Source organism: Leifsonia sp. 2MCAF36, assembly GCF_052115525.1.
GTDB lineage: Bacteria > Actinomycetota > Actinomycetes > Actinomycetales > Microbacteriaceae > Leifsonia.
Genome location: NZ_JBFRGV010000004.1, coordinates 267,475 through 280,514, shown reverse-complemented (window position 1 = coordinate 280,514; position 13,040 = coordinate 267,475). Strand labels below are relative to the sequence as shown.

Annotated in this window: 12 protein-coding genes; 7 read left to right on the top strand and 5 right to left on the bottom strand. The window is 70.6% G+C overall.

Going from position 1 to position 13,040, the window contains the following annotated elements:
• The first annotated feature begins 2 nt into the window (after positions 1 to 2).
• Entirely contained in the window at positions 3 to 1,049 is a 1,047-nt protein-coding gene (locus AB4079_RS08600; RefSeq protein ID WP_441786866.1) for a YihY/virulence factor BrkB family protein, read from the top strand.
• 18 nt (positions 1,050 to 1,067) lie between these two features.
• Here the strand turns inward: AB4079_RS08600 and AB4079_RS08595 are convergent, their stop codons facing one another.
• The 3 genes from AB4079_RS08595 to AB4079_RS08585 form a co-directional block, all read right to left on the bottom strand.
• Positions 1,068 to 2,384 carry a diguanylate cyclase domain-containing protein gene (locus tag AB4079_RS08595; protein WP_441786865.1) on the bottom strand — a complete coding sequence of 439 codons (1,317 nt, stop codon included), beginning with the start codon at positions 2,382 to 2,384 and terminating at the stop codon, positions 1,068 to 1,070.
• Positions 2,385 to 2,437: 53 nt separating this feature from the next.
• Entirely contained in the window at positions 2,438 to 3,199 is a 762-nt protein-coding gene (locus tag AB4079_RS08590; RefSeq protein ID WP_441786864.1) for an EAL domain-containing protein, read from the bottom strand.
• Positions 3,200 to 3,345: 146 nt separating this feature from the next.
• The gene (locus tag AB4079_RS08585; RefSeq protein ID WP_441786863.1) at positions 3,346 to 4,038 is read right to left on the bottom strand and encodes a hypothetical protein; all 693 of its coding nucleotides are present in this window, start codon (positions 4,036 to 4,038) and stop codon (positions 3,346 to 3,348) included.
• A 155-nt stretch (positions 4,039 to 4,193) separates the two neighbouring features.
• Between AB4079_RS08585 and AB4079_RS08580 the strand changes: the two genes are divergently transcribed.
• The 6 genes from AB4079_RS08580 to AB4079_RS08555 all read left to right on the top strand — a co-directional run bounded on the left by AB4079_RS08580 (position 4,194) and on the right by AB4079_RS08555 (position 9,552).
• Positions 4,194 to 4,883 (top strand): aspartate/glutamate racemase family protein, encoded by a 690-nt coding sequence (locus tag AB4079_RS08580; protein WP_441786862.1) that lies wholly within the window; start codon positions 4,194 to 4,196, stop codon positions 4,881 to 4,883.
• Between the two features lie 86 nt (positions 4,884 to 4,969).
• The gene (locus AB4079_RS08575; protein WP_441786929.1) at positions 4,970 to 6,349 is read left to right on the top strand and encodes a ferredoxin reductase family protein; all 1,380 of its coding nucleotides are present in this window, start codon (positions 4,970 to 4,972) and stop codon (positions 6,347 to 6,349) included.
• The gene (locus AB4079_RS08570; RefSeq protein ID WP_441786861.1) at positions 6,346 to 6,876 is read left to right on the top strand and encodes an FMN-binding protein; all 531 of its coding nucleotides are present in this window, start codon (positions 6,346 to 6,348) and stop codon (positions 6,874 to 6,876) included. The genes AB4079_RS08575 and AB4079_RS08570 overlap by 4 nt, the downstream gene beginning before the upstream one ends.
• Positions 6,873 to 7,622, top strand: coding sequence for an FAD:protein FMN transferase (locus tag AB4079_RS08565; protein ID WP_441786860.1), 750 nt, complete (start codon positions 6,873 to 6,875; stop codon positions 7,620 to 7,622). Before AB4079_RS08570 ends, AB4079_RS08565 begins: the two co-directional genes overlap by 4 nt.
• 50 nt (positions 7,623 to 7,672) lie before the next feature.
• The gene (locus tag AB4079_RS08560; RefSeq protein WP_441786859.1) at positions 7,673 to 8,341 is read left to right on the top strand and encodes a response regulator transcription factor; all 669 of its coding nucleotides are present in this window, start codon (positions 7,673 to 7,675) and stop codon (positions 8,339 to 8,341) included.
• Positions 8,338 to 9,552 (top strand): sensor histidine kinase, encoded by a 1,215-nt coding sequence (locus AB4079_RS08555; RefSeq protein WP_441786858.1) that lies wholly within the window; start codon positions 8,338 to 8,340, stop codon positions 9,550 to 9,552. The genes AB4079_RS08560 and AB4079_RS08555 overlap by 4 nt, the downstream gene beginning before the upstream one ends.
• Positions 9,553 to 9,579: 27 nt before the next feature.
• On the opposite strand, the gene AB4079_RS08550 is transcribed toward AB4079_RS08555, so the two are convergent.
• On the bottom strand, positions 9,580 to 11,853 hold the full coding sequence (locus tag AB4079_RS08550) for an FUSC family protein (protein ID WP_441786857.1): 2,274 nt from the start codon (positions 11,851 to 11,853) through the stop codon (positions 9,580 to 9,582).
• An 89-nt stretch (positions 11,854 to 11,942) separates the two neighbouring features.
• Entirely contained in the window at positions 11,943 to 12,989 is a 1,047-nt protein-coding gene (locus AB4079_RS08545) for a DNA topoisomerase IB (protein ID WP_441786856.1), read from the bottom strand.
• Between the last annotated feature and the right edge of the window lie 51 nt (positions 12,990 to 13,040).

Here is a 13,040-nt window from a genome sequence, read left to right as displayed (position 1 = left end):
CGATGAGTGACGTCGGGGCCAGCAAGCGGCTGGCCGATGCCCCCTCCCCCGAGGATGACCGCAAGCCGGACAGTCCTCACCACCTCGACAAGCCGTCCTGGAAGCTGGTGTTCAAGCGCACCATGCGCGAGTTCAGCACCGACAAGTGCACCGACATCGCGGCCTCGCTAACCTACTTCGCCATCCTGTCCCTGTTCCCCGGGCTGCTCGCCCTGGTGTCCCTGCTCGGTGTCGTCGGCAAGGGCAAGTCGGCGACGACCGCTCTGATGGGCATCATCAAGCAGGTCGCGCCGGGCTCGACCGCTCAGCTCCTTCAGGGCCCGATCCAGAACGCGGTCGACTCGCCCGCCTCCGGTCTCGCCCTCGTCCTGGGCATCGTGCTGGCCATCTGGTCGGCGTCCGGCTACGTCGGCGCCTTCTCGCGGGCGATGAACCGCATCTACGAGATCGACGAAGGCCGCCCGTTCTGGAAGCTCAAGCCGCAGCAGTTGCTCGTGACGGTCATCACCCTCGTGCTCGTCACGCTGGTGACGCTCATCCTGGTCGTGACGGGCCCGGTGACCAAGGCGGTCGGCGGCGCGTTGGGTCTCGGCTCAGGGGTCCAGGTCGCGTGGGAGATCGCCAAGTGGCCGGTGCTGCTGATCATCGTCGTGCTGATCATCGCCGTGCTCTACTACGCCTCGCCGAACGCGAAGCAGTCCAAGTTCCGCTGGATCAGCATGGGCGCTCTGATCGCGATCGTCGTGCTCGCCGTCGCCACCTTCCTGTTCGGGCTCTACGTGGCGACCTTCGCGAACTACGAGAAGACGTACGGCCCGCTCGCCGGGGTGATCGTGTTCCTGCTCTGGGTGTGGATCGCCAACCTGGCATTGCTGTTCGGCGCCGAGTTCGATGCCGAGACCGAGCGCGGCCGGGAACTGCAGGCCGGCATGGAAGCGGAGGAGACCATCCAGTTGCCCCCGCGCGACACCAGACTCAGCGAGAAGTCGGAGAAGAAGGAGCAGAAGCTCGTCGACGAGGCACGCACGATCCGCGAGGACGCGGACTAGCGCCGGGCCCCGCCGCTCTCAGGCGGCCGAGCCGACCACGCGGTTGCCGCCGGCGTTCTTCGCCGAGTACATCGCGTGGTCGGCTTCGCGGATCAGCCGGTCGGGATTCCAGCCCGGATCCTCGGTGCGTGCCAACGACATGCCGATGCTCGCGCTGATCGGGAAGCCGTCGGGGAGGCCGGTGAACGGCTGCTCGATGGAGCGTCGGATGCGGTCAGCGACCTCCTGTGCCGCCTCCACCTCCGGGACCTCGCAGACGACGACGAATTCGTCTCCGCCGTAGCGTGCCACGAGATCTTCGGCGCGCACGGCCACCTGGAGACGCTCGCCGACCTCGCGGAGCAGCAGGTCTCCGACGTGATGCCCGAGGCCGTCGTTGACCCGCTTGAAGCCGTCGAGGTCGATGAAGAGGGTCGCGACCAGCGCGGCCTCGGAGCGCTCGTACTCCAGGAGCTGTGTCTCCAGCCGGCGACGGTTCGGGAGACCGGTGGTCTCGTCGTGCATCGCCGCGTGCTCCAGCTTGCGCTGCAGCCGCAGGGTGGTGATCGCCTGCGCGGCCTGGCCGGCGAGCGCGTCGGCCAGCGGAGCGGCCTCCGAGTCGAACTGCCGGGGGTGGAGGAAGAACGCGACGAAGACGCCGTAGAGCACATCGTCGTGCTGGATGGGCGCCACCAGCACCGCATCCACACCCGAATCCCGCATCGCGTGGCCCAGGACAGGCGTCACGTCGTCGCCCGCGGCGGCGCCGCTGACGGTGAGCACATGGCGGAGACCGGAAGCCGCCGCGACGAGAGGACTCGCCTCGGTGACGGAGCGCAGCGGGTTGCTCCCCGAGACCTGGGCGAAGCCGCCGAACTCGTCGAGCAGGAAGACAGCTGCCTGCTCCGCCTGGTACGCCTTGGCGACCGTCGTCGGCAGGATGTCGACCAGTTCCTGCTCGGTCGTGGCACCCGAGAAGGCGATCGAGGAGTCGATGATGAGCTGGAGGCGGTTCCTCGTACGTTCTTGGAGCGCCTGCGTGCGCATCAGCGCCTCCTCGCGCTCCGCCCGCTCGGTTGCATCCACGAGCGCAAGGCGCTGGCCGCCGACGATGTCGCGGGAGTCGACGATGACCGCGCGCTCCGTGCCGTCGATGTTCGCCAGCCGAACAAGGCGATCGGACCGACCGCCGATCGCCGTGATCCGCCGCCTCAGCGACGCATACGGACGACCCGTCAATTCGGTCAGCGTCAGGCCGGTCCACTCCACGAAGACGTCATTCGCGTCGACGATCCGACCCTCCGCATCCAGCTCCACAAGGGCGCAGGGCAGGTCGTCCGCTTCGCTGGGGCGCACTGCTCATCTCCTTCGGGCTGGGGCCGCCGGTCGGCGGGGCTGACGAGGCAAATTTATCGTACGAATGAATGTAGCCAGTCTTCGAAGTCGTCCGGTTGACTCGGCCGTGCGATGTAGTAGCCCTGCGCTCGGTCGCATCCGGCGGTCTTGACCTGCTGCAACTGCTCCCGGGTTTCGATGCCTTCGGCGACCACCCGCATCCCGCCCTCCTGAGCCGCCGCCACGGCCTCGCGGACGGCCCCCCAGTCGCCGGCGGCGATGAGACTGCGGTCGATCTTCAGCTCGCGTGCGTGCACGGCGGCCGCCCGCTCGATCGAAGAATGCCCCGAACCGAAGTCGTCGATCGACACGGTGACGCCCCACCGCTGGATGATGTCGAGCCGCCCGGCCACCACGCCGTAGTCGGCGATCCGCTCGGCTTCGGTCACCTCGACGATGAGGTCGGCGGGCGGAAGGCCCGATTCGGCCAGCTGACGTTCCAGCTCGTCGAAGAACAGGTCCGTCTCCAGCTGCAGGGGCGAGACGTTGACGGCGACGGCGAGCTCATAGCCGCGCTCGCGCCAGCTCCTGCCGATGCGGCAGCACTCGCGGAGTGCGAAGAGGCCCAACTCGTGGATGAGGCCGCTCGCCTCGGCGAGCGCGACGAACTCGGTGGGCGGGATGGGCCCCAGGGTCGGATGCGTCCATCGGGACAAGCCCTCGACGGCCACGACGTCCGCCGTGTTCAGGTCGATCTGCGGTTGGACGTACACTTGGAGCTCGTTGCTCGCGATCGCGTGGGACAGCTCCCGCGCATCCAGGTCACACGTCGCCACTCGCACCTCTACTCTTCGGCCCCCCGCGATACTCCCCGGGCGGACGCCTCATGTCAACGGGGTCGACAGCGGCCCCGGTCACCCGAATGTCGGCCGGACGTCGCCGGCCACGACGCTCGGCTCGGGATGCGATCGGGCCGCGGCGGTCAGGACTTCCCGTCGCCGGGTGGCAGATCGTGGGCGGGGAACTCGAAGTCGAAGTCGCCGGTCGGGTCCTCCTGGCGCAGGGTGGCGATGATGCTCGGGCCGGAGCCGACCGGCGAGAATGCGACGCGGTCCCCGCGCGTGCTCGACTGGTAGGTCTTCATCCGGCCGTCCACCGGCAGGTCCATCTCGGCGGGAGGGCGTCCGTCGGCGAACGGCACGGCGCGCTGAGTCGTCGAGCCGTCCTCCTCTACGAACTCGGCCAGGCCGAAGGTCAGGGCGCCGCGGTCGAACGAGACACGAACGAGCAGGTAGGTGCGCAGTTCGTCGTCGCCCAGCCCATCCAACTCGGTGACCAGAGCACCGAGCTCGGCGGTCGTGCCCAGCCGAGCGGTCGCGTCGCGCAAGTCCGCCGCCCATGCGCGCACGTGCGGGGCGAGGTCGTCGACGGCCGCGTCGTACGACTGCGGCGACGCGCCCTGGATGCCGAACTCGCCCCACTCGGCGACGTACCGATCGCCCTCGTCGTCGTGCTCGACGGCGACCGCAACCCGCAGGGGCGCAGCGCGGGAAGCCTGCCACACCGCGAACTCGTCCGCCGAGAAGAGCGCGCGCAGCTGGCGCACGGCATCCTCGTCGTCGGACCCGGCGGCAGAGGCGAGGATCGATCGCTCGAAGAACGCGTTGTCGTCCACTGGCGTCTCCCTTCGACGTCTTCAGCATCGTAGGCCCAGCCAGGGCGAGACGACGGAACGGCGATCGGAGAACCCCAATCCGGCCATCGCGTCGTTCCGCGACGCAACCGCTGACAGGATTCAACCATGTCGTCTGACATGGAGGAGAGGGCAGCATGAAACGGATCGGCCTGCTCGGCGGAATGAGCTGGGAGAGTTCCGCGCTCTACTATGAGGCCATCAACGAGGGTGTACGCGAGCGACTGGGCGGCCTCCACTCGGCTGACCTGGTGCTCATCTCGGTCGATTTCGCCGAGATCGAGCGGTTGCAGGCAAGCGGGGACTGGGAGCGGGCGGGAGACCTTCTGGCTGCTGAGGCAACTCGTCTCGAACGGGCCGGTGCCGACTGCGTCGTCCTCTGCACCAACACGATGCACAAGGTGGCCGAACGCATCCAGCGCGCCATCGGTGTCCCGCTGATACACCTGGCCGACGTCACCGCGGCGGCGGTCCTGGACGCAGGGATCACTTCGGTGGCTCTGCTCGGGACCCGCTTCACCATGCGCGAGCCGTTCTATCGCGAACGCCTCACCTCGCACGGGCTTCGGGTGATGGTTCCACCTCCCGGCGTGCAGGCTGTGCTCGACCGGATCATTTACGACGAGCTCGTGCTCGGTGCCGTGCTCGAACGGTCACGCGCCATCTATCGGCAGGCGATCGCCGATCTGGTCTCCGAGGGTGCGGCGGGCGTCATTCTGGGCTGTACCGAGATCGAGCTGTTGGTGGGGCCGGACGACTCGGCAGTCCCCACCTTTCCGACGACGACCCTGCACGCGGCGGCAGCAGTCGCGTTCGCTCTCGACTGACGGACCGCACCAACCCATACCTTCCCCCTAGCTCGCTCACAGCCCACGTAAGAATTCACCAAGAATGCGCCTGCATCGTGGATGACATGGAACAGACGGTGAGCATGACGGCGCCGGCTCGGCGAGCCCGCGTCCGCAGCCGCGCGACGCGCCCGGGCACAGGGTCGCGTGCCGTGCGCGCGGCTCTCGTGCTCGGAGTGGTGGTCGTGCTCGGGATGTGGTGGCTCACCGTCCCTGCCGGATTCGCTGCCACCCCCGCCAACGCCCTCACCTCGGTGGGCGAGCTCAGCGGCATGGTCGGCGGCTTCCTCGTCTGCGTGCAGGTGCTGCTGATCGCCCGTGTGCCCTGGTTCGAGAACGCCGTGGGCCTCGACAGGCTGGTGTCGTGGCACCGGTCGCTCGGCGCATCCGTCCTGTTCCTGATCATCGTGCACGTGCTGTTCCTCGTCTTCGGCGGCGAGCTCGCGGACAAGAACCCGCCGTGGGACGAGTTCATCTCGATCCTCCAGTCGTACCCGGACATGCTCACCGCACTGGTCGGCACCATCGCCTTCCTGGTCGTGGGCCTCAGCAGCGCCCGGCTGATCCGGACGAAGCTGTCCTACGAGGTCTGGTACTGGTTGCACGTCACGACCTACGTCTCGATCTTCCTGACCTTCCTCCACCAGCTGAGCGGCGGCGCGCACTTCGTGGCCCAGCCGATCAACCGCGTGATCTGGATCGCGCTCTACCTCGGAACCGCGGCGGCCGTGCTCACCTGGCGATTCATCCTGCCGACGCTCGACGCGTGGCGCGGGCGGATGCGTGTGGCGGCCGTCGTGCCGGAGAGCGACGGGGTCAACAGCGTCTGGCTGACCGGACCGCGCGTGCAGGAGCTCGGCGTGCGGGCGGGCAACTTCCTGCTCTTCCGCTTCCTGGCCTGGGGCCACCTCGGCACGGCGCATCCCTACTCGGTCTCCGCCGTACCGGCCGACGGGTACCTCCGCATCACGGTGGGCGAAATCGGCGACCACTCCCGTCGCCTGCCGGCGCTCAAGCCTGGCTCGTTGGTCTTCGCCGAGGGTCCGTTCGGCCGCTTCACCGCCGACCGCGCGAGCCGACCCCATGTCGTCCTCATTGCGGGCGGTGCAGGCATCGGCCCGATCCGCGCGCTGGCCGAAGAGCTGGTCCGCCGCGGTGCGCAGCCTGTCGTCCTCTACCGCGCCCGCTCTCCGCGACACCTGGCGCTGCTGGGCGAGCTGCAGGCCATGCCCGGCGTGACCGTCGTGCCGCTGGTCGGGCGCCGCTCCGAGCTGGGCTACGACCCGCTCGACGTCGAGCCGCTTCGCCACCTCATTCCGGACCTCCACAACTGGGAGGCTTTCATCTGCGGGCCGGAGGGGATGGGCGAGCGGGCCGAGGCCTCCCTGCGCGCGCTCCGGATGCCGAAGCGATTCATCCACCGAGAAGAACTGAGCATGTCATGAGCAACTCGTCCTGGCGGGGAACCGTCCTCTTCACCGTCATCCTGGTCACCATGGGTGCGACGGTCGGGCTGAAGTTGTACGGACTGGGTGAAGATGTCACCGCAGCGCCGACCGCGGCCACCGCCACCTCGCCAGCTGCCGGTTCGGCTGGCACGGGCGCATCGACGCCGTCCGCGACACCTACGCCCTCGCAGTCGTCGTCGGCGTCTCAGTCGTCATCGTCGGAACCTCAGTCGACGCCTTCGCAGTCGTCCGCCACCACCGTGATCACCGGGTCCGCCGTCCAGACCCGCTACGGCGCGGTTCAGGTCAAGGTCACCTTCTCCGGCAGCACGATCACGGCGGTCGACACCGTCCAGTCGCCGAGCCGGGATGGCCGCGACATCGAGATCAACGACCAGGCGCTGCCGATCCTGCAGCACGAAGTGCTTTCCTCGCAGTCGGCGAAGATCGACACCGTGTCGGGCGCCACCTACACCTCGGAAGGCTACATCCAGTCGGTCCAGTCGGCGATCGACCAGCTATGAGGTTCCTCGAGACCGTTATGGGCATCCCGATGTCGATCGACATCCGGGACCAACGGGATGCGGCTCCGGCCGCCGAGCGTGCGTTCGAGGCCCTGCGCGCGGCGGACCGCCGGTTCAGCGCCTACCGGCCAGAAAGCGAACTCAGCCGAGTGAACGCGGCCGGCGCCGACACGGCTCTCAGCGACGACTTCCGCGAGGTCGTCGCAATCGGCGAGGCTGCGGGCCGCGCTTCCGGCGGAGCCTTCCGCGTCCGCCGCCCCGACGGAACCTGGGACCTCGACGGTGTGGTCAAGGGATGGGCGGCCGCCCGGGCCGCCGGCATCCTCGACGCCGAAGGCTTCCGCCACTACTGCATCAACGCCGGCGGCGACGTCGCCGTCTCCGGCAGTCCCGGCGACGGCCGCCCGTGGAGCGTCGGCGTCCGTTCGCCGCACGACCCGGCCAGCATGCTGGCGGTGCTGGAGGTCGCCGACGGCGCAGTGGCGACCTCCGGAGCCTACGAGCGGGGCGCGCACATCGTCGACGGCCGCGACGGCTCGGTCGCCACCGGGCTGCTCAGCGCCACCGTGATCGCCGACGACCTCACCACCGCGGATGTGCTGGCGACAGCCGTCTTCGCGCTCGGAGTCGACGGCATCCGCTGGGCGCTCGGTGCCGGGGCGCGGGGCGTGCTCGCCGTGGATGCCGCCGACCGCATCCTGGGCGTCGGCGAGCTGACGTTCCCACAGCCCGCGACCGCCGGATGACGGCCCTGCGCCCGCCGGGTGCGCCGACAGTGGACTCCTATACTGCGGATGTGAGCGACAGGGCGAGGGTGCTGATCGCCGAGGACGACGGCCGCCTGGCGGGGATGCTCGACGCCCTCCTTCGCTCGGAGGGGTTCGACGTCGAGGTCGCCAGGGACGGCCAGCGCGCCCTCCACCGCGGCCTGACCGCCGCCTTCTCGGTGATCGTGCTGGATCGCGGGCTGCCCGCCGTCGAAGGCCTGGACGTGCTGCGGCGCCTCCGCGAGAGCGGCGTCACGACGCCGGTGCTGGTGCTCTCGGCCCTCGGCACGGCGCCCGACCGGGTCGACGGCCTCAATGCGGGAGCCGAGGACTACCTCGCCAAACCGTTCGACATCGACGAGCTGGTCGCCCGCGTCCGCGCACTCACCCGGCGAGCCTCCTCGGTCGTCCCCACCGTCCGCTTCCCCGGCGGGCGCCTCGACGTCGACAGCCGGACGGTGACGCTGGACGACGGCAGCCGGACCGTGCTCTCGGAGCGCGAGTCCGCCCTCCTGGAGCTGCTCGCGCGCCGGCCGACCCAGGTCTTCTCCCGCGGACTCCTCCTCGAGGAGGTCTTCGCCGCCGCCGACGACCCCGGGGTGGTCGACACGTACGTTCACCACCTGCGCCGCAAGTTCGGCCGGACACTCATCGAGACCGTCCGCGGAGTGGGGTACCGCCTGGGGTCGCTCTCGTGAGCCACGCCGACGAGCGCGAGCTGCGCTCCGCCTCCCTGAAGCTGGCCGCGCAGTTCGCACTCATCATCGTCGGGCTCTTCCTCGCGCTCGGCGTCGTCGTCTACTCCGTGGTCTCCGCCGGCCAGGCGGAGTCGGCGCAGCGCGCGCTGTCAGACGCGTCGATGGTGGATTCGGTGCACGACGCTCCCCGCAACCTCCTCATCACCGTCGTCGGGCCGGACGGCCTCGACCAGTCCCCGAACCTCCCGGAGGGCCTTCCCGATGAGGCCGCGCTGAAGCAGGTGGAGGCAGAGGGCGGGTCGGTGTCCCGGGTGGTGGAGGCGGGCGGCCAACGGTACCTCACCGAGACCGACGTGCGGCGGGGCAAGGTCGTTCAGGTCGCCTATGGGCTCGCCGAGCAGCAGGAGGAGCTGAACCGGCTCGTCGTCGCCCTCGTCGCCACCGGGCTGATCGCGACCATCGCTGCGGCCGGAATCGGCCTGGTGCTGGCGCGTCGGTCCATCCGGCCGCTCGCGGATGCGCTGGCGCTGCAGCGCAGGTTCGTCGCGGACGCCGGCCACGAGTTGCGCACGCCGCTGACGCTGCTCAGTACCCGCGCCCAACTGCTGCGCCGGCACGTGGCGGCCAATGCAGCGGACGCGTCGGACGACGAGGTGCGGTCCGGTCTGGATGAGATCGTCGACGACAGCCGAGCGCTCACCGAGATCGTCCAGGACCTCCTCACCGCCGCCGACCCCCGCCAGACGGCCGAGACCGAGGGCGTCGACCTGGGTGAGCTGGCCGGCACCGTCGCACGTTCCGCGGAGGGCCGTGCGGCCGAGCGCGGGCTGGAGGTGTCGGTCCATGCGGATCCAGCAGCCCTCGTCACCGGCGCGCCGGTCTCCCTCCGACGGATGGTCGTCGCCTTGTTGGACAACGCTCTCGACCACGCCCGCACGGAGGTCCGCCTCGCGGTGTCCGCCTCGCGTGACCGTGTCATCCTGACGGTCGAGGATGACGGGCCCGGGTTCTCGCCCGGCGTGGACACCCGGGCGTTCGAGCGTTTCGCCACCGCGCGGGATGCCCAGCCCGGCGACGAGCGCGCCCGACATTACGGCCTCGGGCTCGCGCTGGTTGCGGAGGTCGCCGGCCGCCACCGCGGCGACGTGAACGCAGCCAACCGCCCCGAGGGGGGCGCCATCGTCACCGTGCGGCTGCCCCGACGGCCGTGAGCCCCGACCGACCGTGAACCGGCAGGCTCAGCGCCCGACCTCGTCCCGGAGCACGCCAACGGGAGCGACGATGACGGTTTCGAGCCGGCTCACCACCTGGAGGTAGTCGGCCGTCCAGATGATCCGCACCGCCGTCGACACGTCGTGCATGTCGGGCGACGCCGCTTGGCTCTCGAGCACCGCTCCCGCCAGCCGTCCCACCATGGTCGGGTCCGACGGCACCGGTTCGGGAAGCGGTCCTCGCGCGACGAGCTGTGCGGCCAGCTCCCGGTACCAGGCTTCGAGCCCGAGGAGTGCGTCGTTCAGCGCACCCCGCGCCTCCGCCGTGTGACGGTCCCCCGGCGGCTGGCCGCGCCACAGTTCGGCGATCGCGTCGCTGGCCTGCCGCACCCCCGCGACACCGGTCACTGACGCCGAGACCTCCGCCAGCGGTCGCCGTTTCGTCCCGCGCTCCGCCAGGTAGGTGCGGAAGGCGTCGTCGAGCCGTCGGGACGCGGCCGCCGCACGCGTGGACTGCGCTCGGAGCTCGCCGCCGTACGACCCCTCAGCATCGCGCTCCCCCACCCCGTAGGTGACGGCCGCCTCCAGGTAGCGGATGCTCTCCCGGTAGGCGTCGGAGAGGGCACGCCGGAGGGAGGCCGCGGCCCCCCGCGGCCAGAACAGCGCGCCTACGGCCAGGCTGACCGCACAGCCGAGCGCGATGTCCTCGATCCGGATCAGGCCGACCGTCCACCCGGTCGGCGCGATGATGTTGAAGAGGAGGACGAGCACGACGGTGAATGCTGCCTGGCCCGCCGCGAAAGAGATCGCGGCGGGGGCCACTCCCGCCACCAGGATCGCGAGCGGCAGCACGATCCACAGCACCACCTGATTCGCGCCGATCACGAAGAGCACCGCCGCCCCGAGGACGACCCCGATCACCGTGCCGAGCACGCCGCGGAGCACCGTCTGCCCCGTGCTCAGGGCGTTGGAGCGGAGCACCGAGAGCGTGCCAAGCACCACCCAGAACGAGTGCTCGACGCCCGTCACGTTCGCGAGCAGGACCGCGAGGCCGAGGGCGATGGCACCACGGATGCTGTTGCGCAGCCACACCGAGCTCCACCCCACGTAGCCGCTGGCACGCTCGGCCGCTGCCGCGACAGGTCCGCTGAGACCTCCCGGCTGACGGCCGAGCATCCGCTGCCACCAGGTCCGTCGCTCGGCCCGGGCCGTCAGCGAGATGGTGGTGCCGACCGTCGAGACCGCGTAGGCGAGTTCTTGCGCGCGGAACCCGGGGTCCAGCGTCGTGACGAGCGCCTCCGCAACTCCCCCCGCAGCCGCGGCCGACATCGGCTCCGCGAGCATCGCGGTCTCCACCTCCGATCGCGCCTGGGCGAGACGATGCAGCGCCGCCTCCAGTGCGGACGGGTCACCGCCGTGCTGTGCGAGCACCACGGCTCCTTCGTCGAGCACGTCCGCGGCCGCGCTCTTGGCGGTCCGGGCGGCCGCGTGCGTCGGGCCGACCGGTCCGGAAGGCTTGATCGCGTACCGCTCGAACTGGCTCATCACGGATTCGAGCCAGCTGAGCTCGTCGACCAGGCGGACGATGGTCCGCGCGGGCGTACTCAGCCCGGTCGGCCGGTACGGCGCCGCGAGGAAGGCCTCGTGGAGGGCGGTGACGTCGGCATCCGATTCGGCGATGGTCCGGTCGCGGTCGGCGGTGAGCGCCGGATCGTCGTCGCCGAGCAGGTAGGCGGTGTCCGCCCGGAGCCGGCCGGCGAGCGCACGGATGGCCACGACCGCGGGGCCGCGCAGCGGCTCGCGCGTGGGGGCCGGCCACAGCACCGTCGCCGCGACGATGGAGACCACCGCCGCGATGCCCCAGCCGAGCAACCGCGGGCCGATGGATGCGACCGTGCCCGGCAGCGTCACCGGAAGGATGAACGTGAGCAGCAGCGCCGTGCTGGCCGACGCGCTCACCGAGCTGACCGATCCGGCGAACAGCACGAGCAGTGCGACGGCCGCCATCGCGACCGCGGACAGCCACACCGGTTGCGATGCGAGTGTCCCGACGGCCACGAACACCGCGCCGACCACGGCGAGCGCCACCATCGCCTGCACCCGCTCCCGCAGCGGACCACCGAAATCGACGAACAGCAGCATCGCGAACGACCCGAACGCCGAGAAGATCGCGACGTCGGGGTTGCGCAGCACTCCGCCGGCCAACGCGAACAGCAACGGCATGACGATCGCCGCTCGCCCGGCGCGCCGCAGCGCGCTGAAGCCCGGGTCGTGACGACTCAGCCACTGCCTCGCACGCACTGAGCCTCCCGTGTGATCGCGCGACGCCCGTCGGTAGGGGCGTCGTTCAGCCACACACTAACTCCCCCTCTGCCACGAGGGGGAGGCGCTCACGATTCTGTGGACAACAGCCCGTCGTACACAGCCTTCCGCAACACCTCGGCGCGCAGGATGGCCTCGACGGTGTCCGACCCGGCCTCCGTCGAGGCGACCGCCACCGCATCCCGAACCGGCGCCGTCGAGCCGACACTGATCGCGGACGGGTGCACGTACGACCGGCGTGCGACGGCGAGGCTGTCACCCAGCAGGCTGGCGGCCGCGTGGTAGGGCGCCAGCTCGTCGTGGGTGCGCGTCCCCATGCCGCCTTCGAAGCGCGCCCCGCCCGCGACCGCCGCCGCTGCGACCGTGGCGCCCCAGGTGCGGAAGGTCTTCGCGCTCGCGGCCGCACCGGAGTGCGCGTGGATATAGGAATTGACCGTCACGCTGTCGATGCGTCGCGGCGTCGGATGCTCGGCCGTCGAGAAGAGCGGGCTGCCGTCGCCATCGTCGCGCTCCAGGCGACGGCGGATCACCCCGGCCGCGGCCGCGTCCCGCACGGTGATGTGGTGCGCGATGTGCTCTTTGCCGACGAAGTCGAACGAGAGCGCGTCACTGTCGACGCTCACATGCGCACGGGTGAGCGTGGTGAGCCCGAAAGTGTGGTTGTCGCGCGCGTACCGGGTCGAGCCCACCCGGAACAGCCCCTGATCGAGCAACCGCACCGCCGCCGCCGTGAGCGGAACCACGGGCCCCACCGCGTCCTCCGCCGACAGGTCGGCCGCCACCCGCTCCCGCAGCCGGGGAAGCGCGAGCGCGAACTCCATCAGCGACCCGAACTTCCGCCCCTCGGCCAGGGCGACCGCCTCGGCCGAGTAGAGGTATTGGGTCCGCCCGCGCGCATCCACACCGGTCGCCTGCAGAGCGGCCTCGCCCGTGGACGCGGCCCACACGTGCGTCCAGGCCGGCGGCACCCTGAGTGCCGCGAGCCGCGCGAGCGTCTCGCCGTCGCGCACCTCTACCCCGTCGTCGTCGACCCAGCCGGCGGGCCGCACACCGATCCGGTGAAGCCCCGGCGGCCGCACGACGTGCCGCGCGGTCGAGCGCGTGTCCGGTTCCATATCGCTCACTCTGCCCGATCGGCGCGCGGGCGGCACGAAAGAGGCCCATCT

Excerpts from the sequence above, each read along its gene's own strand:
- AB4079_RS08600 (WP_441786866.1), top strand. The coding sequence starts at position 3 with ATGAGTGACGTCGGGGCCAGCAAGCGGCTGGCCGATGCCCCCTCCCCC.
- AB4079_RS08580 (WP_441786862.1), top strand. The coding sequence starts at position 4,194 with ATGAAACGGATCGGCCTGCTCGGCGGAATGAGCTGGGAGAGTTCCGCG.
- AB4079_RS08575 (WP_441786929.1), top strand. The coding sequence starts at position 4,970 with ATGGAACAGACGGTGAGCATGACGGCGCCGGCTCGGCGAGCCCGCGTC.
- AB4079_RS08570 (WP_441786861.1), top strand. The coding sequence starts at position 6,346 with ATGAGCAACTCGTCCTGGCGGGGAACCGTCCTCTTCACCGTCATCCTG.
- AB4079_RS08565 (WP_441786860.1), top strand. The coding sequence starts at position 6,873 with ATGAGGTTCCTCGAGACCGTTATGGGCATCCCGATGTCGATCGACATC.
- AB4079_RS08545 (WP_441786856.1), bottom strand. The coding sequence starts at position 12,989 with ATGGAACCGGACACGCGCTCGACCGCGCGGCACGTCGTGCGGCCGCCG.